The organism is Pseudomonas sp. B40(2017) (assembly GCF_002112855.1).
In the GTDB taxonomy this organism is placed as follows: Bacteria; Pseudomonadota; Gammaproteobacteria; order Pseudomonadales; family Pseudomonadaceae; genus Aquipseudomonas; species Aquipseudomonas pharyngis.
Map to the genome: position 1 here is coordinate 303082 of NZ_NEIT01000005.1, position 20832 is coordinate 323913.

The following is a 20832-nucleotide window of genomic DNA, read 5'->3' on the forward strand; positions in this document are numbered from 1 at the left end:
CGAATGGCTCCCACAAAGGTGACCGAGTATGGATGATCACGGACGTAGCCCTTCCTCCAACCAGCCAATCCTTTATGTACTCGATACCAACGTACTGATTCACGATCCGAACGCCCTGCTGAATTTTGAAGAACACCACGTCGCGATCCCGATGACCGTGCTTGAAGAGCTGGACAAGCTCAAGAGCGGGCATCACAGCGTGGCCGCCGAATGCCGTCAGGCGATCCGGCTGATCGACAAGACCCTGGGCGATGCCTCACCCGATGATGTCGAACAGGGCGTGCCGATCCAGCGCGGCAAGGGCGGTCCGAAGGGCTTGCTGTCGATTCTGATGAGCAAGCAGGCCGAATCGAACCTGATTCTGCCCGAGCATCTGAACGACAACAAAATCATCAACCAGCTGATCGACCTGCACACCCGCGAACCGAGCAAACCGGTGGTGCTGGTCACCAAAGACATCAACATGCGCCTCAAGGCGCGCGCCTGCGGGATCGACGCCGAGGACTACAGCACCGACCAACTGGTCGACGACGTGTCCCTGCTGCCCAACGGCTATCACAACATGACCGGCTCTTTCTGGGACCGCGTGAGCAAGGTCGAAACCCGTCAGGACCACGGTCGCACCTGGCATCAGGTGCAGCTGATCGACAACCTGCCTGCCGTGCACATCAACGAGTTCATCATCGATGAGCAGGGCTTCGTCGGCTGGATCAAGGAGATCGAAGAGGACAAGCTGCTGATCCTCGACCTGCACCAGGAACCGCTGCTGCACCAGGAAGCCTGGGGCCTCAAGCCACGGGACATCTATCAGAGCCTGGCGCTGTACGCGCTGCTGGATCCGGACATACACCTGGTCAACCTGTCCGGTGCCGCCGGCTCGGGTAAAACCATTCTGGCGCTGGCCGCGGCGATCGAGCAGACCATGGTCAGCAAGCGTTATCGCCGCATCATCGCCACCCGCAGCGTGCAGGGCCTGGACCAGGAAATCGGCTTCCTGCCCGGCACCGAAGCGGAAAAAATGGAGCCTTGGCTCGGCGCCATCACCGATAACCTCGAAGCCTTGCACATGGATGACGAAAACACCCATGGCAGCGTCGACTACATCCTCAGCAAAGTGCCGTTGCAGTTCAAATCGCTTAACTACATTCGCGGTCGCAGCTTCCAGCAGAGCCTGATCCTGATCGACGAATGCCAGAACCTCACGCCGCACCAGATGAAAACCATCATCACCCGGGCCGGCGCCGGTTCCAAAGTAGTGTGCCTGGGCAACCTGGCACAGATCGACACCCCTTACCTGTCCGCGACCAGCTCCGGGCTGACCTACCTGACCGAACGTTTCAAGGATTTCCCCAACGGTGTGCACATCACCCTGCAAGGGGTGCCTCGCTCGATCCTGGCCGAATACGCCGAATCGCATCTGTAACCGTCAAACCGAACCGGGCGACTGCAAAGTCGCCCGGTTTTTTATGTGCGCAATTCTGACCCCCAGGTTTACAATCGACGCTCCTGATCAGGAGTAATCCCGTGCTGACTCATCTCGATTCCCAAGGTCGCGCCAACATGGTCGACGTCACCGAAAAAGCCGTGACGTTCCGTGAGGCGACGGCCCAAGCGCTGGTGCGCATGCTGCCCGATACCCTGCAGATGATTGTCAGCGGCGGCCATCCCAAGGGCGACGTGTTCGCCGTGGCGCGCATTGCCGGCATTCAGGCGGCGAAGAAAACCAGTGATCTGATTCCCCTGTGCCATCCGTTGATGCTGACCGGCGTCAAGGTCGAACTCAGCGCCGAAGGCGATGACACGGTACGCATCGTGGCTCGCTGCAAACTGTCCGGGCAGACCGGCGTCGAGATGGAAGCGTTGACCGCCGCCAGCGTCGCCGCTCTGACCATCTACGACATGTGCAAGGCCGTGGACCGTGGCATGACCATCGAAAGCGTGCGTCTGCTGGAGAAGGTCGGCGGCAAGAGCGGGCATTTCCAGGCGGAGCAGCCATGAACCTGACCGTGAAGTTTTTTGCCCGTTACCGCGAGGCGCTGGGCGTGGATTCGGTGGAGGTCGAGGGTGATTTCGCCACCGTCGATGACGTTCGTGCGTTGCTGGCGCAGCGAGAGGGCGCCGAGGTGCTGAGCGAACAGAACCTGATGTGTGCGCGCAACGAAGACCTCTGCCAGCTCGACGAGCCGGTGGTGGACGGCGACGAAGTGGCGTTTTTCCCCACCGTGACCGGAGGCTGAGCCATGGGGATTCGGGTGCAATCCGAACCGTTCGATCCGGGTGCCGAAGTCAACGCGATGCACGCGGCGAATGTCGGCGTCGGCGCGGTGGTGAGTTTTGTCGGCTACGTGCGCGACTTCAACGATGGCCTCGATGTCGCCGGAATGTTCCTCGAACACTATCCGGGCATGACCGAAAAGGCCCTCGGCAAGATTGCCTTGGAGGCCGAGCAGCGTTGGCCGTTGTTGAAGCTGGAAGTGCTGCACCGCATCGGCGCGCTGGAACCGGGCGAGCCGATCGTTTTTGTCGCCGCCGCCAGCGCCCACCGCCAGGCGGCGTTCGACGCCTGCGCCTTCGTCATGGATTACCTGAAAACCCGCGCACCGTTCTGGAAGAAAGAGAACACCAGCGACGGCCCGCGCTGGGTCGAGGGTCGCGACAGCGATCATGCGGCGGCGGATCGCTGGAAGCAGTAATCCCACAGCGCCCTTCAGTAGTCATCGCTAGCAGGCTGGCTCCCACTTTGGCATGCGTTCCCCTGTGGGAGCGAGCCTGCTCGCGATGGCGCCATCTGCTACACCGCTACTCCACATGTTTCGTCCCGACCACCGGCCGAATGCAATCCCGTTTGCCTGATTGACGGTTTGTACGTAAAAGTCCAGTATGGATTTACAAGTACAAAAAAGTCTTTCCCCGTTTCCAGCTTTTTCTTCTGTCTTGCCAAACCAACAACAACCCGCGAGAGAACGAACATGAAGAAATTCCCCCTCATCACCGGTCTGGCATTGAGCCTGTTGGCCTGCAGCAGCGCGTTCGCCGCCGAGAAAACCCTGCGCATCGGTATCGAAGCGGCGTATCCGCCCTTCGCCTCGAAGACCGACAAGGGTGAAATCGTCGGTTTCGACTACGACATCGGCAATGCCCTGTGCGCGCAGATGCAGGTCAAGTGCGTGTGGGTCGAGGGCGAGTTCGACGGTCTGATTCCTTCCCTGAAAGTGAAGAAAATCGACATGGCGCTGTCGTCCATGACCATCAACGAAGACCGCAAGAAGTCGGTGGACTTCACCCACAAGTACTATTTCACCTCGTCGCGGCTGGTGATGAAGGAAGGCGCGAGCGTCGATGACCAGTACGCCAGCCTCAAAGGCAAGACCGTCGGCGTGCAGCGTGCAACCACCACCGACCGTTACGCCACCGAGGTGTTCGAGCCCAAGGGCATCAACGTCAAACGCTATGGCAACAACGAAGAAATCTACATGGACCTGGCGGCCGGTCGTCTCGACGCAATCTTCGCCGACACCATCCCGCTGAACGACTTCCTGTCGATGCCGCGCGGCAAGGGTTACGCCTTTGTCGGGCCTGAGCTGAAGGATCCGAAGTACGTGGGCGAGGGCGCGGGGATTGCGGTGCGCAAGGGCAATACCGAACTGGTCAGCCAGTTGAATACCGCCATCGACGGCATTCGCGCCAGTGGCGAGTATCAGAAGATTTCCGAGAAGTACTTCAAGTCCGATATCTACGGCGACTGACGGTCCGCCATCGCTGGCAAGCCAGCTCCCACAGAGATTTTCGATATACACAAAACCTGTGGGAGCTGGCTTGCCAGCGATGAGGCCTTAACATTCACCGCAAATCTTCAGCCCTTCAATTCCTTCAAATGCTTGTACACCGTCGCCCGCCCCATGTTCAGCACATTGGCCACATAGTTCGAGGCGCTCTTGCCCTTGAATGCCCCTTCGGCGTGCAGCGCCAGCACCAGTTCGCGTTTGTGATCGCGGGTCAGCAGGTTCAGGCTCAGTTGCCGTTCCCGTAGCCAGGCGTGCAGGAAGGTGTTGATCCGCTCCTGCCAGTCATCGCGAAACAGCGAGTCCGGTTGCGGGATCAGTTTGCTCGGCGAGAGGAACAGGTCCAGCGCAGCCTTGGCGTTCTCGAACAGCGAAATATTCAGGTTGATGCACAGCACCGCCAGCGGATGCCCTTCGCTGTCGCGCAGCACGGTACTCAGGCTGCGAATTTTCTGGCCGTCCCAGTTGAGCTTTTCGTACGGGCCGATGTTCCGTTCGCTGACGTCTTCGCTGAGCATGTCTTCCAGCGACGATTCATCGCCGATCACCCGTTTCGACAGGTTGTTGGCGATGTAATCGACCTTCTGCGTGCGCAGGTCGTGCAACACCACTTCGGCGTGGGGAAAGAACAGCGTGGCAATGGCGTCGGCGATGGCGTGGTAGTTATCCAGTGCGGCGTCATGCAGCTCGGGCGTGTGTTCGGGGGCGGTCATAACTGTGGAGCTCCAGGCAACGTCAACGCCCCCGTGATCCGGGGGCGTTGCGAGTGTGCCGCAATCCGTCGGGCGCGTCATCCGGGTGGACGGTCAGGCCAGGCGGGCAGGGGCGAGCATGGCGGCGGTCAGGCCGAATTGCTGAAGGTGTTCGGGTAACGATTCACCACGCACCAGCGCCGCACTGGCCTGGCCCATCGCCGGCGAAGTCTGGATGCCGTAACCGCCCTGGGCCGCGACCCAGAACAGCCCCGGCACCTGCGGATCGAACCCGGACAGCAAATCGCCGTCAGCGACGAAACTGCGCAGGCCGGCCCAGGTGCGGGTCGGACGGCGGATGGTCAGGGTCGTCGCTTCCTCGATCTGGTAAATGCCCATGGCAATGTCCAGTTCTTCGGGCTGTACGTCGTGGGGTTCGACCGGGTCGGCGTTGGCCGGCGAGCCGAGGAACATGCCGGCGTCGGGCTTCATATAGAAGGATTCGTCGAGGCTGACCAGCATCGGCCAATGGTGGATGTCGACGCCCTCCGGGCCGGCGAAAATGAACGCGGCCCGGCGTTTCGGTTGCAGGCCCAGCGGCCGGGCACCGGCCAGGGCAGCGATCTTGTCGGCCCAGGCGCCGGCGGCGTTGATCACGACGGGAGCGCTGAAGGTCTGGCCGTTGGTCTGCACTTGCCAGATACCGTTGGCATCGCGGCTCAGGCCGAGCACTTCGCAATCGGTCTGAACCTGACCGTTGTTGCGGCGGATACCGCGCAGATAGCCCTGATGCAGGGCGTCGGTGTCGATGTCGCTGGCGGTCGGGTCGTAGATCGCGCCATGGACTTTCTCCCGGCGCAGGATCGGCAGCCGCGCGCAGGCTTCATCCGCGCTGAGCAACTGCATCTGCGGCACCGTGGCCTTGGCGCTGAGGTATTGATTGTTCAGCTCGGCGGCGTCGCCGGTGAAATCCACGGTCATTTCGCCGCGCGGGGTCAGCAGCGGGTGCTCGCAGAAGCCGCTGGGCGGATGGTCGAAGAATTCACGGCTGGCCTGGGTCAGCGCCCGAACCTGTGGCGTGCCGTACGCGGCGGTAAACAATGCGGCCGAGCGCCCGGTGGAGTGATAGGCCGGGTGCGACTCGCGCTCCAGCACCACGACCTTGCCGTGCTGCGACAGCCAGAAACCGGTGGAAGCGCCGGCAATCCCGCCGCCGATGATGATGAAATCTGCATGACTCATGAAAATCTCCGGTGTCAGCGCTGCAATTGATAGACGGCGTTGGCCAGGGCGATGTCTTCCAGGCCCAGACCGATGGAGCGGAAAAACACGTGAAGGTTGTAATCCGGACGCTGCACTTTTGCGCTGAGCAGATCCGCCAGGTCACCGAGGATCGCGCTGTGGTCCCAGCCATGTTGTTCGCTGGCGATCAGCATCTCGCCGGCCGAGCCCGGGGTGGTCAGACGATAGTCACAGAACACCTGCATGTCGTTGAGGCTCTGTGGCGGCACTTCGTGGGCGCGCGGTGCGTTGGTGCTGATCGAGGTGATCAGCGCCGGTTTGCTCAAGGTTGCCGGGTCAATCACCGGGCCTGCGGACGAAGTGCAGAGCATGATCACGTCGGCCCCGGCGATGGCGGTTTCGCGGCTGTCGGCGATGTTCACCCGTGGATCGAGGGCTTGCAGTTGGCGGGCGGTTGCCGGGTCTTCGCTTAAGGTGGGCGAGTACACACTGATGCTCTGCCAGTCGCGCAAGGTTTTGACGTAATGCAGATGCGCCTGGGCGACCTTGCCGCTGCCGATGATTGCCAGACGCGTGGCGTTCAACGGGGCGAGGGCATCGACCGCCACGGCCGTGGTCGCAGCGGTACGGGCAGTGGTCAGTTCGCCGGCATCGCAGAGCAGCAGCGGTTGGCCGGTGTGCATCGACATCAGCAATGTCCACGCCGTCACCAGCGGGCCTTGTTCGCGAACGATGTACGGCGAGGTCTTGACTCCGTACACGCCGTCTTCCGCCAGCACGCCGAGATAGTTGATGAAGTCCCCGGCGCCCTGGGGAAATTCCACCAGTTGCTGCGCCGGTTGCACGGCATGCCCGGCCGCCAGGTCGCGGAACAGCTTGCGCAGGATCTGCGGCACATCGATCCGGGCCAACAGCTCGCGGGCCTGGGTTTGGTCGATCACGTAAGGCGTACTGGACATGTCGGACTCCGCAGATTGTTTATAAACTAATTTGTCCATTATGGACTTTTAGTTTTGTTGAACAATATCCGGGCGAAAAAAAAGCGCAGTCCGTTGCCGGCTGCGCTTCGCTTTATAGCGTCGCTTACTGTGGACGCTTGCGCTCAACCGCCCGCAATAGATGGGTCGGCGGCGTTTCACAGCTGATCTTGCGACCGAGCTTTTCTTCGATGGACGGCAACTGATAGGAGTCGTCCTCACCGGCGAAGCTGATCGACACGCCGTCGGCGCCAGCACGACCGGTACGGCCGATGCGGTGCACGTAGTCGTCCGGGACTTCCGGCAGGGTGAAGTTGATCACGTGGCTGATGCCGTCGATGTGGATGCCGCGACCGGCCACGTCGGTGGCAACCAGTACCCGGATCTTGCCTTCGCGGAAGCCTTCGAGCGTCTTGATTCGCTTGTGCTGCGGCACGTCGCCGGACAGTTGCGCGGCGTTGATGCCGTCACGCACCAGGCGCTCCTCGATGCGGCGCACTTCGTCCTTGCGGTTGGCGAACACGATCACTCGTTCCCAGCCGTTGTCGTTGACCAGGTTGAACAGCAGTTTGTATTTGTCGGCACCGGCCACCGCGTAGATGTGCTGCTCGACGTTCTCGTTGGCCACGTTGGTGACTTCGATTTCGACGATCGCAGGATCGGTGGTCCACTGCTTGGCGAGGTTCATCACGTCATCGGTGAAGGTCGCGGAGAACAGCAGAGTCTGGCGTTCGCTTTTCGGCGGGGTCTGGCGAATGATCTGCCGGACCTGCGGGATGAAGCCCATGTCGAGCATGCGGTCGGCTTCGTCCAGCACCATCACTTCGACCATGTCCAGATGCACGTCACCGCGCTGGTTGAAGTCAAGCAGGCGGCCCGGGGTCGCGACGAGGATGTCGCAATGGCGCGCTTCGAGGTGCTTGAGCTGCTTGTCGAAGTCCATCCCGCCGACGAACGTCATGACGTTGAGGCCGGTGTACTTGGTCAGGTCGGCGGCGTCCTTGGCGATCTGCACCACCAGCTCGCGGGTCGGCGCGATGATCAGCGCCCGTGGCTCGCCCATGTAGCGCTCTTTCGGCGGCGGGGTCTGCAACAGCTGGGTGATGATCGAGATCAGGAACGCGGCGGTCTTGCCGGTGCCGGTCTGGGCGCGGCCGATGGCGTCTTTGCCGGCGAGGGTATAACCCAGCACCTGGGCCTGGATCGGTGTGCAATACGGGAAACCCAGGTCGTGGATGGCGTGCATCAGTTCCGGGGCGAGCTTGAAATCGTGGAAGCGGGTCTTGCCTTCCTGCGGCTCGACGACGAAGTCTTCGAGTTTCCAGGGAATCACCGGCGCCTTGGGCTTGGGTTCGCGACGTGGTTTGGCCGGTTTCGGTGTTTCGCTGCGGGCCGGCTCGGTAGCGGGCGCGGCAGCTGGAGCGGGTTTCGGTTCGCGTTTGGGCGTCTGGCGGTCGGCCTGGCTGGCATCGTTGCGATGACCGGGGGCGTGCGACGGCGCAGTGGGGACTGGCGCGAGCTGCTCAGCCTCGCTTTTACCGAACATTTTCTTGAGTGCTTTGAGCACGGTCATCTCATCAATTGGTTAAGGAATGTACGCCGGCCAGTGTAATGCAAGAAACGGGCGCGGCGTAGTGGGATGATCAAAGGGCGACCCCTGTCGCAATTGTCAGCGCAGGCGTTCGCTCAACCATGCGCCGATGTCGCGAATTTCTTCGGGTAACACTTCGTGCTCCATTGGGTATTCCTGCCATGTCACGGTGACACCATGGGCCTTGAGATACTCATAAGCCGTGCGTCCCATGGAGTTCTGCACCACGTTGTCAAACTGGCCGTGCAGCGCCAGCACCGGAATCCGCTGCTGGCTGGCGGACAACTCCAGTTCATCGCTGAACGTCGGCGCGTATGTCGATAGTGCCAGCACCCCGCCCAACGGCCCCTGCCATTTCAGAAACGCGGTGTGATAGACCACGGCGCCACCCTGGGAAAAACCAGCGAGGAAAATTCGCGAGGCGTCTATTCCGATGCTTCGCTGTTCTTCGATCAATTCGATGATGCGGTCGGCGGAGGCTTCCAGCTCATCGCGGTCGATCGCCCGGGCCGGGCTCATGGCCTTGATGTCGTACCAGCTCGGCATGGCATATCCGCCATTTATCGTCACTGGACGGGTCGGCGCCTGGGGCAGGACGAAACGCGTGCTCAGCAGGCTTTCCTGAAGCGCTTCGGCCACCGGCAGAAAGTCGTAGCGGTCGGCGCCGAGGCCGTGCAGCCAGATCACGCAGGCGTCTGCGGGCTTAACAGGCTGAAGAATCAAGGGCTCGGTCATGTCTGCTCCAAAAATGTGCGGGCGCTCTCATTAAGTGCGTGGTTCGAGTGCGCGTCCGGTTGATCCGTTAAGAAGATGTCGCAAGGTTACAAGTTTTGCTATTGACCTGTCGCCGAATCGATTCCGCGACAGGTGTGGTACGGGCTTTGCTATGGAAGTTTCTGTACGAAGCATCCTACGCGTGGCGGTAACACTATCAGTGTATGACCCGCGACGGGATGGCAACGAATCCGGTGATGGATGTTCGCCAATGGCCGCAACGGGCTTAGCGAACGTGAAAGGGCTACCGCCCGTTCGGCCGACTGGTGAGAAGTGAGTTGTCCATGATGTGGATTGTCTCCTACTAGACTCATAGCGAAGGTCCTGCGTCGGTTGACCCCAAAAAAAGCCAACACGGGTCAACAACGCCTCAAAAGGGTGCGACTGGACTCAAGCTCCGACACAACAAGAGCAAAACTGGAGGTTTGAATGAAGATGTTGAAATCCACTCTGGCGATCGTGACTGCTGCTGCAGTACTGGGTGTCAGCGGGTTCGCTCAGGCGGGTGCAACCCTGGATGCAGTGAAGAAGAAAGGTTTCGTGCAGTGTGGCGTCAGCGATGGCTTGCCAGGTTTCTCGGTTCCGGATTCCACCGGCAAGATCGTGGGTATCGATGCTGACGTCTGCCGCGCCGTGGCCGCTGCCGTGTTCGGCGATGCGACCAAGGTCAAGTTCAGTCAGTTGAACGCCAAGGAGCGTTTCACCGCGCTGCAGTCGGGCGAGATCGACATCCTGTCGCGCAACACCACCATGACCAGTTCCCGTGACGCGGGCATGGGCCTGAAATTCCCGGGCTTCATTACCTACTACGACGGTATCGGCTTCCTGGTAAATAACAAGCTGGGCGTGAAGAGTGCCAAAGAGCTGGACGGTGCAACCATCTGCATCCAGGCCGGTACCACCACCGAGCTGAACGTTTCCGACTACTTCCGCGGCAACGGTCTGAAATACACCCCGATCACTTTCGACACCTCCGATGAAAGCGCCAAGTCGCTGGAATCCGGTCGTTGCGACGTGCTGACCTCCGACAAGTCCCAGCTGTTCGCCCAGCGCAGCAAGCTGGCTTCGCCGAAGGACTACGTGGTTCTGCCGGAAACCATTTCCAAGGAACCCCTGGGCCCGGTCGTGCGTAACGGCGACGACGAGTGGCTGGCCATCGTGCGTTGGGTTGGCTACGCGCTGCTGAACACTGAAGAAGCGGGCATCTCTTCGAAGAACGTCGAAGCCGAAGCCAAAGCGACCAAGAACCCGGATGTCGCTCGTATGCTCGGCGCAGACGGCGAATACGGCAAAGACCTGAAACTGCCGAAGGACTGGGTCGTACAGATCGTCAAGCAAGTCGGCAACTACGGCGAAATCTTCGAGAAAAACCTCGGCAAGAGCACTCCGCTGGAAATCGACCGCGGCCTGAACGCGCTGTGGAACAACGGCGGCATTCAATACGCACCACCAGTGCGCTGATGGTTCTGTCACCCGGCAGGCCAACTGCCGGGTGACGTTCTGTTCCATTATTTCCGGGGCACTTCATGCAAAATTCAATCGGCGCACCAAAGCAGAGGCTCAGCCTCAGCGATCCACGAGTGCGTGCGTGGGTATTTCAGATCATCACCATCGTGGCGGTGGTCTCCCTGGGCTGGTATCTGTTCGATAACACCCAGACCAATCTGCAACACCGGGGTATCACTTCGGGGTTCGACTTTCTGGAGCGCAGTGCCGGGTTCGGCATCGCTCAACACCTGATCTCCTACACCGAAGCGGACAGTTATGCCCGGGTGTTTGTCATCGGCCTGCTCAACACGCTGCTGGTGACCTTCATCGGCGTGATCCTGGCCACGATCCTCGGCTTCATCGTCGGCGTCGCGCGCCTGTCGAAGAACTGGATCATCGCCAAACTGGCAACGGTGTACGTGGAGGTGTTCCGTAACATCCCGCCACTGCTGCAGATCCTGTTCTGGTACTTCGCGGTGTTCCTGACCATGCCGGGGCCGCGCAACAGCCACAACTTCGGCGATACCTTCTTCGTCAGCAGCCGTGGCCTGAACATGCCGGCCGCGCAAATGGCCGACGGTTTCTGGGCGTTCGTGATCAGCATCGTGGTGGCCATCATCGCCATCGTGCTGATGAGCCGCTGGGCCAACAAGCGCTTTGAAGCCACCGGCGAGCCGTTCCACAAGTTCTGGGCCGGTCTGGCGCTGTTCCTGGTGATCCCGGCGCTGTGCGCGCTGATCTTCGGTGCACCTGTGCACTGGGAAATGCCGAAACTGCAGGGCTTCAATTTCGTCGGTGGCTGGGTGCTGATTCCGGAACTGCTGGCCTTGACCCTGGCGCTGACGGTGTACACCGCCGCGTTCATCGCCGAGATCGTGCGTTCGGGCATCAAGTCGGTCAGCCACGGCCAGACCGAGGCGGCGCATTCGCTCGGCCTGCGCAACGGCCCGACCCTGCGCAAGGTGATCATTCCGCAAGCGCTGCGGGTCATCATCCCGCCGCTGACCAGCCAATACCTGAACCTGGCGAAGAACTCCTCGCTGGCGGCCGGTATCGGTTATCCGGAAATGGTTTCGCTGTTCGCCAGCACCGTGTTGAACCAGACCGGTCAGGCGATCGAAGTCATTGCCATCACCATGAGCGTGTACCTGGCGATCAGTATCAGCATTTCCCTGCTGATGAACTGGTACAACAAGCGCATCGCGCTGATCGAGCGGTAAGGAATAGCGCATGAGTACTCATACTTTCAAACCCGACATGCCACCGCCGGCCAAGGTCTTCGGCCCGATGGCGTGGATCCGCGCGAACATGTTCTCCAGTTGGCTCAACACCCTGCTGACCCTGTTCGCGTTTTACCTGATCTATCTGGTGATTCCGCCGATCCTCAGCTGGGCGATCATCGATGCCAACTGGGTCGGCACCACCCGTGCCGACTGCACCAAGGACGGCGCCTGCTGGGTCTTCATCCAGCAGCGTTTCGGCCAGTTCATGTACGGCTACTACCCGCCGGAACTGCGCTGGCGCGTGGACCTGACGGTCTGGCTGGCGGTCATCGGCGTGGCGCCGCTGTTCATCAAGCGCGTGGCGCACAAGGCGGTGTACGGCCTGAGCTTCCTGGTGGTCTACCCGATCGTTGCCTGGTGCCTGCTGCATGGCGGCGTCTTCGGCCTCGACACCGTGGCGACCAGCCAGTGGGGCGGTCTGATGCTGACCCTGGTGATCGCCACTGTCGGCATCGCCGGTGCGTTGCCGCTGGGGATTGTCCTGGCGCTGGGCCGGCGTTCGAACATGCCGGCGATCCGTGTGGTCTGCGTGACCTTCATCGAGTTCTGGCGCGGCGTGCCGTTGATCACCGTGCTGTTCATGTCCTCGGTGATGCTGCCGCTGTTCCTGCCCGAAGGCATGAACTTCGACAAGCTGCTGCGGGCGCTGATCGGCGTGATCCTGTTCCAGTCGGCGTACGTCGCCGAAGTGGTGCGCGGCGGTCTGCAAGCGATCCCCAAGGGCCAGTACGAAGCCGCGGCCGCGATGGGTCTCGGTTACTGGCGCGCCATGGGCCTGGTGATTCTGCCGCAAGCCCTGAAGCTGGTGATTCCCGGCATCGTCAACACCTTCATCGCGCTGTTCAAGGACACCAGCCTGGTGATCATCATCGGCCTCTTTGACCTGCTCAACAGCGTCAAGCAAGCCGCTGCCGATCCGAAATGGCTGGGCATGGCCACCGAAGGCTACGTGTTCGCCGCCCTGGTGTTCTGGATTTTCTGTTTTGGTATGTCGCGCTATTCCATGCATCTGGAACGCAAGCTCGACACTGGCCACAAGCGTTAGGAGTTTTTTCGATGAGCGAAGCAATCAAAAAGCCAGTGGGCCCTGAAGGCATCATTCAGATGCAGGGCGTGAACAAGTGGTACGGCCAGTTCCACGTGCTGAAAGACATCAACCTCAATGTGCGTCAGGGCGAGCGTATCGTGCTGTGCGGTCCGTCGGGCTCCGGCAAGTCCACCACCATCCGCTGTCTCAACCGTCTGGAAGAGCACCAGCAGGGCCGCATCGTGGTCGATGGCGTGGAGCTGACCAACGACCTCAAGCAGATCGAAGCGATCCGCCGCGAAGTCGGCATGGTGTTCCAGCACTTCAACCTGTTCCCGCACCTGACCATTTTGCAGAACTGCACCCTGGCGCCGATGTGGGTGCGCAAGATGCCCAAGCGCAAGGCCGAGGAAATCGCCATGCATTACCTGGAACGCGTACGCATTCCGGAGCAGGCGCACAAGTACCCGGGGCAACTGTCCGGCGGTCAGCAGCAGCGTGTGGCGATCGCCCGCGCGCTGTGCATGAAACCGAAAATCATGCTGTTCGACGAACCGACCTCGGCACTCGACCCGGAGATGGTGAAAGAGGTGCTCGACACCATGATCGGCCTCGCCGAAGACGGTATGACCATGCTCTGCGTAACCCACGAAATGGGCTTTGCCCGCACCGTGGCCAACCGCGTGATCTTCATGGACAAGGGCGAAATCGTCGAGCAGGCGGCACCGAACGACTTCTTCGACAATCCGCAGAATGATCGGACGAAGCTGTTCCTGAGTCAGATCCTGCATTGATATCTGATGAATAAAACCAACCCGGCCTTGTGCCGGGTTTGTTTTTTGGGAGTCAGGAAACGGTGAGAGCTTCTTGTTCTTTGTGCTCGGTGAACTTGAAGGCGTTCCTCAGATCCGCCCCTTCACCCAGGGCTTTCGCATCGGCGAGCAAGTGCGGATAGCGATCGAGCAGGCGCATCAGCAGCATCAACGCCTTCGGCGGAAGCACTTCGCCGCGCTCATAGCGGGAAAATGCGTTGTGTCCGCCACCAGAAAGCAGTTGCACCGTTTCTTTTTGCGTCAGGTGCAATTTGCGCCGGATGCGCTTCATCTCGTTACCGATCATTTGTCGGGCAGCAATCACCAGATCATCACCGGCTTGCGTGTAGCGTTCTGCACTATCGGTATCGGCGTCCCACTCGACCTCACCGCATTTGCGACATTCCCAGCCAGCAAGGTCATCGATACGACGTTCCATGCCTTTGACACTGATGGTTTCGCCGCGGCCCTCGAAATGTGTCATTCCCTCACGTGCACCGCAGCTGAAACATTGCCGGGTCTTCATTGGTTTTTCTCCTTGAAGGAGATTACCGGTGGGCCACCTTCGGGGCGGTATGTCACCTTGATGTAAATCTCCAGATCGTGTGAGTGCGTGTGATAAACGTCTTGCCAGACTCGATGATCGTCATAGGTGGTCATCGACTTGTACAACATCCTGTTCTGCAGTTCGAAAACGATTTCTTGCATCTCTATGATGCTGAAGCCGAGATCCAGTCCGGTTTTTTCTGCGCTCTTGGTGAATGCCTGTCTTCCCCGTCGCCTGACCTCAGCCTTGATCACCACCAAGTCGTAATGGGGTGTGTTCTTTTCCATAAGAAACCAAAACCCTGTCCCTGAAATTACCCTTAAAGGGTAATTTTGACTAATCGAAAATCCCGCTCCATTTGCCTCTCTCTGACCCTAGGTGGTTGCTGTCCTACATGGAGCTGACTAACATGTCAGAAAATTCATCCCATGATTGGATGAAAGGGCGAATCCTATGTCAGACATTTCTCCACTTATTAAGCGATCCCTGGTCGATCAGGCCCTGGATCAGTTGCGCCAACGCATCACCGACGGCACGTGGCAGGTCGGTCAGCGTCTGCCGACCGAGCCCGAGCTGTGCGCAGAACTCGGCATCAGCCGCAACACCGTGCGCGAGGCGATGCGGGTACTGGCGTTCTCAGGGTTGATCGAGATTCGTCAGGGTGACGGCAGTTACCTGCGGGCGGTGGTCGATCCGATGGACACGCTCAAGGCGCTGTCCAAGTGCTCGCTGGATCAGGCTCGGGAAACCCGGCACATCCTTGAAGTCGAGGCCATCGGCCTGGCGGCCTTGCGTCGCACCGACGACGACCTTGTGGCTCTGCGCGAGGCACTGGGGCACGCCGGCAGTCACTACCACGGCGACCTCGACAGCTACATCGCCTGCGATCTGGTGTTCCACCGCCGTCTGGTGGACGCCGCGCACAACCCGACCCTCAGCGAGCTGTATCGCTATTTTTCCAGCATCGTCGGCGCGCAATTACGCCAGACCCTGAACATCGTCCCCCGTCGACAGGAAGTCTTCGATTTGCATGTCGCCTTGCTGGAGGCCGTCGAGCAACGCGACCCGGAGCGAGCAAAAGCCCTGTCGAGGCAACTGATCAATGAACCTTGAAACCGAGAAAACCATGTCCCGCCCAGAAGTCTCCACAGCACCCGTTCGCAAGGCCGAGCTCGAAGAGTTGTTGATCGATGCCGAAGCCGATGACGAACAGGTGCAGCAAAGCCATCCGCCGGTACGGCGCCCGTGGCTGTTGCTGCTGGGGTTGATTCTGGTGGCGTTGAACCTGCGTCCGGCGCTGTCGAGCATGGCGCCGCTGCTCAGTGAGGTGTCGAAAAGCCTCGGTTTGTCCGCCGCTCAAGCGGGTTTGTTGACGACGTTGCCGGTGCTCTGCCTCGGTCTGTTCGCCCCGCTGGCCCCGATACTCGCGCGGCGTTTCGGTGCCGAGCGGGTGGTCTTGGGGATTCTTTTGACACTGGCCGGCGGCATTATCCTGCGCAGCAATTTCGGTGAGATCGGTCTGTTCGCCGGCAGCGTGCTGGGTGGCGCGAGCATCGGCATCATCGGCGTGTTGCTGCCGGGCATCGTCAAACGCGACTTCGCCAAACATGCCGGCACCATGACCGGTGTCTACACCATGGCCCTGTGCCTGGGCGCGGCGATGGCGGCGGGGTCTACCGTGCCACTGAGTGAGCACTTCAACCATAGCTGGGCCATGGGCCTGGGCTTCTGGGTGATTCCGGCACTGCTCGCGGCAGTGTTCTGGCTGCCGCAAATCGGCCAGAAGCACGGTGCGCACAACGTTGCCTACCGGGTACGCGGTCTGCTGCGGGATCCGCTGGCCTGGCAGGTGACCTTGTACATGGGCCTGCAATCGTCGCTGGCCTACATCGTGTTCGGCTGGTTGCCGTCGATCCTTATCGGTCGCGGGCTGACGCCAACCCAGGCCGGTCTGGTGCTGTCCGGCTCGGTGATCATCCAGCTCGCCAGCTCCCTGGCGGCACCGTGGCTGGCCACCCGCGGCAAGGATCAGCGGCTGGCGATCGTGGTGGTAATGGCGCTGACCCTTGGCGGCCTGTTCGGTTGCCTGTACGCGCCGATCGAAGGCCTGTGGGGCTGGGCGATCCTGCTGGGCCTGGGGCAGGGCGGTACGTTCAGCCTGGCGCTGACCCTGATCGTGCTGCGCTCGCGGGATTCCCATGTCGCGGCCAACCTGTCGAGCATGTCCCAGGGCTTTGGCTACACCCTCGCGTCGATGGGGCCATTCGCGGTCGGCGTGGTGCACGACTGGACCGGCGGCTGGAACGCCGTGGGCTGGATCTTCGGCATCATTGGTGCCGGGGCGATCCTCGCCGGCCTCGGTGCCGGTCGCGCGCTGTACGTGCAGGTGACAAGCGAAAAGGTCTGACGCGCACACATTGTCGGTATTCGAAATGCGAATGCCGATAGTGTTTCAGGCGTTTGCGGATTATCGTGCTGGCAATCTGTACCTTTCCTGGAGATTGCCCATGAGTGAAGAAGCCCACAGCGCCCTGATCACCCGTTTCTACCAGGCTTTCCAGCGCCTCGACGCCGAGGCCATGGCCGCCTGCTACACCGACGACGTGGTGTTCAGCGATCCGGCCTTTGGCGAGCTGCGCGGTCGTGATGCCGGCGACATGTGGCGCATGCTCACCACTCGCGCCAAGGACTTCTCCCTGACCTTCAACAACATCCGCGCCGACGAGCGCAGCGGCGGCGCCCACTGGGTGGCGACCTACCTGTTCAGCCAGACCGGCAATGTCGTGATCAACGACATCCAGGCGCGCTTCGTTTTCCGTGACGGCAAGATCTGTGAACACCACGACCACTTCGATCTGTGGCGCTGGTCGCGTCAGGCGCTGGGCTTCAAGGGCCTGCTGCTGGGCTGGACGCCACTGGTGCGCAACGCCGTCCGCGCCCAGGCGCTGAAAGGGCTGAAGGCATTTCAGGCGAGTCGCTGATAAGATCGCCGCCTGTTTTCCTTACGCCTGAATTGCCCCGTGACCAGCCTCAGCGAAAATCCTCTCGATGCCGACGTTCCAGTGAGCAAGTCCTGGTTCGTTTACCTCGTACGCGCCGCCAACGGCTCGCTGTACTGCGGGATCAGCGATGATCCCGTGCGCCGTTTTGCCAAGCACCAGAGCGGCAAGGGCGCGCGGTTCTTTCTCTCAAGCCCGGCGATGGCGCTGGTCTACACCGAGCGTTGTCGCGACAAAAGTGATGCGTTGCGCCAGGAGCGATTGATCAAGAAGCTCAGGAAGAGTGCGAAGGAATGTCTGGTGGCGTCTTATCGGCCTGATTGATCAGGTGCAAACGGTAGAAATTACTGGATGTCGAAGCACTGCCTCGGGCACAGAACAGGCGAAAAAAAACCGCCTTTGCGGGGCGGTTTTTTTTGTAAACGCCGGTTTGCGGCCGGGTTTACTGCATCTCAATGGACACACTAGCGTGGACGAAGATTATTCGGCTTTGCGCCCATTATCAACCTGACTGATCAGTTCCCATCAGCCGGATCCGTAGGCTGCGAACGAATTGCACGCTAAGCTGCGGGCTCATTTTCTGTGCGGCGGAGCCGAGCATGTCCGAGTTGATTCTGCATCATTACCCGACCTCTCCATTCGCCGAAAAGGCCCGGCTGCTGTTGGGTTTCAAGGGCTTGTCCTGGCGCTCGGTGCACATCTCGCCGGTGATGCCGAAACCGGACCTGACTGCCCTGACCGGTGGCTACCGCAAGACCCCGGTGCTGCAGATCGGCGCCGATATCTACTGCGACACCGCGCTGATCGCCCGCCGCCTCGAGCAGGAAAAGGCCCAGCCTTCGTTCTTCCCGGAAGGCCAGGAGATGATCGCCGCCAGTTTCGCCGCCTGGGCCGATTCGGTGGTGTTCCAGCATGCGGTGAGCCTGGTGTTCCAGCCGGAATCGGTGGCGGTGCGTTTCGGCAAGTTGCCGCCGGAAGCGATCAAGGCGTTCCTCGCCGATCGGGCCGGGCTGTTCAGTGGTGGCAGCGCGACCAGGCTGTCGGCCGAGCAGGCCAAACACAACTGGCCGACTGTCATGGCACGTCTGGAGCAACAGTTGCAGCGTGAAGACGGTGACTTTCTGTTCGGTGAGCCTTCGATTGCCGACTTCGCCATGGCCCATCCACTGTGGTTTCTCAAGGCCACGCACGTGACGGCGCCGTTGGTGGATGCTTATCCGGCAGTGTCGGCGTGGCTGGGTCGGGTGCTCGGTTTTGGCCATGGCGCGGCCAGCGAGATGAGTTCGGAGGAAGCACTGGAGATCGCGCGCAGCTCTAAGCCCGCAGCGTTGCCGGATGAGGTGTTCACTGATCCGAACGGGTTCGTGGCAGGTCAACAGGTGCTGATCGCAGCGACAGACTACGGTGTTGATCCGGTGGCCGGTGAGCTGGTGTTTGCCGGTCGCGAGGAGCTGATCCTGCGCCGTGAAGACGAACGCGGCGGAGTGGTGCATGTGCACTTCCCGCGTTTCGGTTTCCGGATCGAGAAACGCTGAAACAACCGAGGGAGCCGATTGGCTCCCTCGTTCATTTCAGTGCAGCGAGAATCTCGTCCGGATCGAACCCGCGGATCAACGTGCCATTGACGTCGATCAGCGGAATCCCGCGTCCGCCCAGCGCTTCATACGCCTTGCGTGCTTCGGCATCCTTCTCGATATCGAATTCCTTGAACGCAATGCCTTTCTGATCGAGAAAGCGCTTGGTCTGCTTGCAGTAGCCGCACCAGTCTGTGGCGTACAGCACAACCCTGGCGTTGGCGCGAACCTGCTCGGACGCCATCTGCGACGGGTTGAACACCCGCTCGATCTTGCCCCAGTTCTGATAGACCACGACCACCAGCAGAACCAGCAGAACCTTTTTCAGCACATTGCCGAGCATCAGTTGCGGCGCTTCAGTTGATCGGTCAGCGAGGTCGGCAGGCCTTTGATGACCAGGGTCCCGGCTTCTTCGTCGTACTCGATTTTCGAGCCCAGCAGGTGCGCTTCAAAGCTGATCGACAGGCCTTCGGCGCGACCGGTGAAGCGACGGAACTGATTGAGCGTGCGCTTATCCGCCGGGATCTCCGGCGACAGGCCGTAATCCTTGTTGCGGATGTGATCGTAGAAGGCCTTCGGGCGTTCTTCGTCGATCAGCTCAGACAGTTCTTCCAGCCCCATGGGTTCGCCGAGCTTGGCCTGGCTGCTGGCATAGTCGACCAGGGTCTTGGTCTTCTCGCGGGCGGAATCTTCCGGCAGGTCTTCGCTCTCGACGAAGTCGCTGAAGGCCTTGAGCAGGGTGCGGGTCTCGCCCGGGCCGTCGACCCCTTCCTGGCAGCCGATGAAGTCGCGGAAGTACTCCGAAACCTTCTTGCCGTTCTTGCCCTTGATGAACGAGATGTATTGCTTGGACTGCTTGTTGTTCTGCCACTCGGAAACGTTGATCCGCGCCGCCAGGTGCAGTTGACCGAGATCGAGGTGGCGCGAAGGCGTCACATCCAGTTCATCGGTCACCGCCACGCCTTCGCTGTGGTGCAGCAGGGCGATGGCCAGGTAATCGGTCATGCCTTGCTGATAGTGGGCGAACAACACGTGGCCGCCGACCGACAGGTTCGATTCTTCCATCAGCTTTTGCAGGTGCTCGACCGCGACCTTGCTGAACGCGGTGAAGTCCTTGCCGCCTTCCATGTATTCCTTCAGCCAGCCGCTGAACGGGAATGCACCGGACTCCGGATGGAACAGCCCCCAGGCTTTGCCCTGTTTGGCGTTATAGCTCTCGTTGAGATCGGCGAGCATGTTCTCGATGGCTGCGGACTCAGCCAGTTCGGAGTCACGGGCGTGCAGGACTGCGGGTGTGCCGTCGGGTTTTTTGTCGATCAAATGGACGATGCAATGACGGATCGGCATAGGCTTCTCGGCTGGTGGAAGGGAGGAGGGCGGGCTCCCCCGAAAAAGCGCCCAGTGTACCGCAACCACTGGATTTGGCGCGGGGTGAAGGGCAAATCCGGGTCACCCGGCGGCCCTTATGCATTTATTTACCGATTTAGCGCAATAAACCTGACCATTTGGCTAGCTAGAGGCGGATATTTCCTTGTCTCTGTGCTAGTTTTGCCCGGTCTTGTGCGAAGTCACCGCGACAAGCATGCATTCAGCTTTTGTCAGGTCGAACCAAACCTTGATTTCGGCATCTATAACCCCGACTCGTCGTGGTTATCGCCGAGGGTGCCAGATCCAGAAGATCGGGCTCGATGGCTGACACTGCACTCTGCAATCCATATGAATTTGATAGGGAAGGAACACTACATGGCTCTTACTAAAGACCAACTGATCGCCGACATCGCTGAAGCTATCGACGCGCCGAAAACCACCGCGCGTGCCGCTCTGGACCAACTGGGCCAAATCGTTGCCGATCAGCTGGAAAACGGTGCCGAAATCACTTTGCCAGGTATCGGCAAGCTGAAAGTGACCGAGCGTCCTGCCCGCACTGGCCGTAACCCATCGACTGGCGCTGCCATCGAAATCCCTGCCAAGAAAGTGATCAAGCTGGTTGTGGCCAAAGGCCTGACCGACGCTGTGAACAAGTAAGACGCAGCGATAAAAAAAC

General features: G+C 60.5%; 24 protein-coding genes. 15 read left to right on the plus strand and 9 right to left on the minus strand.

The window, feature by feature from the left end; translation table 11 throughout:
- Positions 1–28: 28 nt before the first annotated feature.
- The 5 genes from CAF76_RS15475 to CAF76_RS15495 all read left to right on the plus strand — a co-directional run bounded on the left by CAF76_RS15475 (position 29) and on the right by CAF76_RS15495 (position 3746).
- The gene (locus CAF76_RS15475; protein WP_011332563.1) at positions 29–1423 is read left to right on the plus strand and encodes a PhoH family protein; all 1395 of its coding nucleotides are present in this window, start codon (positions 29–31) and stop codon (positions 1421–1423) included.
- Positions 1424–1524: 101 nt separating this feature from the next.
- Complete coding sequence (moaC, locus tag CAF76_RS15480; RefSeq protein WP_064382454.1) at positions 1525–1998, plus strand: cyclic pyranopterin monophosphate synthase MoaC; 474 nt, start codon at positions 1525–1527, stop codon at positions 1996–1998.
- Positions 1995–2237: a molybdopterin converting factor subunit 1 gene (gene moaD, locus CAF76_RS15485; protein ID WP_064593540.1), complete on the plus strand. Its 243-nt coding sequence runs from the start codon at positions 1995–1997 to the stop codon at positions 2235–2237. Before moaC ends, moaD begins: the two co-directional genes overlap by 4 nt.
- Before the next feature lie 3 nt (positions 2238–2240).
- On the plus strand, positions 2241–2693 hold the full coding sequence (gene moaE, locus CAF76_RS15490; RefSeq protein ID WP_011332565.1) for a molybdopterin synthase catalytic subunit MoaE: 453 nt from the start codon (positions 2241–2243) through the stop codon (positions 2691–2693).
- Between the two features lie 276 nt (positions 2694–2969).
- On the plus strand, positions 2970–3746 hold the full coding sequence (locus CAF76_RS15495) for an ABC transporter substrate-binding protein (protein ID WP_085611408.1): 777 nt from the start codon (positions 2970–2972) through the stop codon (positions 3744–3746).
- 107 nt (positions 3747–3853) lie between these two features.
- Here the strand turns inward: CAF76_RS15495 and CAF76_RS15500 are convergent, their stop codons facing one another.
- From CAF76_RS15500 to CAF76_RS15520, 5 genes are all read right to left on the minus strand, one after another.
- Positions 3854–4495: a transcriptional regulator gene (locus CAF76_RS15500; RefSeq protein WP_064593544.1), complete on the minus strand. Its 642-nt coding sequence runs from the start codon at positions 4493–4495 to the stop codon at positions 3854–3856.
- 93 nt (positions 4496–4588) lie between these two features.
- Positions 4589–5716, minus strand: a complete 1128-nt coding sequence (locus CAF76_RS15505; RefSeq protein ID WP_085647742.1) for an FAD-binding oxidoreductase — start codon at positions 5714–5716, stop codon at positions 4589–4591.
- 14 nt (positions 5717–5730) lie between these two features.
- Positions 5731–6675 carry an ornithine cyclodeaminase family protein gene (locus CAF76_RS15510; RefSeq protein WP_085647743.1) on the minus strand — a complete coding sequence of 315 codons (945 nt, stop codon included), beginning with the start codon at positions 6673–6675 and terminating at the stop codon, positions 5731–5733.
- A 124-nt stretch (positions 6676–6799) separates the two neighbouring features.
- Entirely contained in the window at positions 6800–8266 is a 1467-nt protein-coding gene (gene rhlB / locus CAF76_RS15515) for an ATP-dependent RNA helicase RhlB (protein WP_064593549.1), read from the minus strand.
- A gap of 96 nt (positions 8267–8362) precedes the next feature.
- Positions 8363–9019: an alpha/beta hydrolase gene (locus CAF76_RS15520; RefSeq protein ID WP_085647744.1), complete on the minus strand. Its 657-nt coding sequence runs from the start codon at positions 9017–9019 to the stop codon at positions 8363–8365.
- A 468-nt stretch (positions 9020–9487) separates the two neighbouring features.
- Here CAF76_RS15520 and CAF76_RS15525 point away from each other — a divergent pair, with 468 nt between their 5' ends.
- The 4 genes from CAF76_RS15525 (at position 9488) to CAF76_RS15540 (ending at position 13650) form a co-directional block, all read left to right on the plus strand.
- Complete coding sequence (locus tag CAF76_RS15525) at positions 9488–10519, plus strand: amino acid ABC transporter substrate-binding protein (protein ID WP_007957332.1); 1032 nt, start codon at positions 9488–9490, stop codon at positions 10517–10519.
- 65 nt (positions 10520–10584) lie between these two features.
- Positions 10585–11766, plus strand: coding sequence for an amino acid ABC transporter permease (locus CAF76_RS15530; protein ID WP_085647745.1), 1182 nt, complete (start codon positions 10585–10587; stop codon positions 11764–11766).
- A 10-nt stretch (positions 11767–11776) separates the two neighbouring features.
- Positions 11777–12874 carry an amino acid ABC transporter permease gene (locus CAF76_RS15535; RefSeq protein ID WP_007957335.1) on the plus strand — a complete coding sequence of 366 codons (1098 nt, stop codon included), beginning with the start codon at positions 11777–11779 and terminating at the stop codon, positions 12872–12874.
- Between the two features lie 11 nt (positions 12875–12885).
- Positions 12886–13650: an amino acid ABC transporter ATP-binding protein gene (locus CAF76_RS15540; protein WP_007957337.1), complete on the plus strand. Its 765-nt coding sequence runs from the start codon at positions 12886–12888 to the stop codon at positions 13648–13650.
- Positions 13651–13702: 52 nt separating this feature from the next.
- On the opposite strand, the gene CAF76_RS15545 is transcribed toward CAF76_RS15540, so the two are convergent.
- The gene (locus CAF76_RS15545; RefSeq protein ID WP_064593552.1) at positions 13703–14194 is read right to left on the minus strand and encodes a type II TA system antitoxin MqsA family protein; all 492 of its coding nucleotides are present in this window, start codon (positions 14192–14194) and stop codon (positions 13703–13705) included.
- Positions 14191–14502: a type II toxin-antitoxin system MqsR family toxin gene (locus CAF76_RS15550; RefSeq protein ID WP_074691191.1), complete on the minus strand. Its 312-nt coding sequence runs from the start codon at positions 14500–14502 to the stop codon at positions 14191–14193. Before CAF76_RS15550 ends, CAF76_RS15545 begins: the two co-directional genes overlap by 4 nt.
- 166 nt (positions 14503–14668) lie before the next feature.
- On the opposite strand from CAF76_RS15550, the gene CAF76_RS15555 reads away from it, so the two are divergent.
- The 5 genes from CAF76_RS15555 to CAF76_RS15575 all read left to right on the plus strand — a co-directional run bounded on the left by CAF76_RS15555 (position 14669) and on the right by CAF76_RS15575 (position 18749).
- Positions 14669–15328: a FadR/GntR family transcriptional regulator gene (locus CAF76_RS15555; protein WP_085647746.1), complete on the plus strand. Its 660-nt coding sequence runs from the start codon at positions 14669–14671 to the stop codon at positions 15326–15328.
- Positions 15318–16622 carry a CynX/NimT family MFS transporter gene (locus CAF76_RS15560; RefSeq protein WP_085647747.1) on the plus strand — a complete coding sequence of 435 codons (1305 nt, stop codon included), beginning with the start codon at positions 15318–15320 and terminating at the stop codon, positions 16620–16622. Before CAF76_RS15555 ends, CAF76_RS15560 begins: the two co-directional genes overlap by 11 nt.
- Before the next feature lie 100 nt (positions 16623–16722).
- Positions 16723–17196: a nuclear transport factor 2 family protein gene (locus CAF76_RS15565; RefSeq protein ID WP_085647748.1), complete on the plus strand. Its 474-nt coding sequence runs from the start codon at positions 16723–16725 to the stop codon at positions 17194–17196.
- 39 nt (positions 17197–17235) lie between these two features.
- Complete coding sequence (locus CAF76_RS15570; RefSeq protein ID WP_085647749.1) at positions 17236–17538, plus strand: GIY-YIG nuclease family protein; 303 nt, start codon at positions 17236–17238, stop codon at positions 17536–17538.
- 275 nt (positions 17539–17813) lie between these two features.
- A complete protein-coding gene (locus tag CAF76_RS15575) occupies positions 17814–18749 on the plus strand; it encodes a glutathione S-transferase family protein (RefSeq protein WP_085647750.1) in 936 nt (311 codons plus the stop codon).
- Positions 18750–18780: 31 nt separating this feature from the next.
- On the opposite strand, the gene CAF76_RS15580 is transcribed toward CAF76_RS15575, so the two are convergent.
- Both CAF76_RS15580 and yejK read right to left on the minus strand, forming a co-directional pair.
- Entirely contained in the window at positions 18781–19131 is a 351-nt protein-coding gene (locus CAF76_RS15580) for a glutaredoxin family protein (protein ID WP_064593565.1), read from the minus strand.
- Positions 19131–20135 (minus strand): nucleoid-associated protein YejK, encoded by a 1005-nt coding sequence (yejK, locus tag CAF76_RS15585; protein WP_039769496.1) that lies wholly within the window; start codon positions 20133–20135, stop codon positions 19131–19133. The genes CAF76_RS15580 and yejK overlap by 1 nt, the downstream gene beginning before the upstream one ends.
- Before the next feature lie 396 nt (positions 20136–20531).
- On the opposite strand from yejK, the gene CAF76_RS15590 reads away from it, so the two are divergent.
- On the plus strand, positions 20532–20813 hold the full coding sequence (locus CAF76_RS15590; protein ID WP_007957357.1) for an HU family DNA-binding protein: 282 nt from the start codon (positions 20532–20534) through the stop codon (positions 20811–20813).
- Positions 20814–20832: the final 19 nt, after the last annotated feature.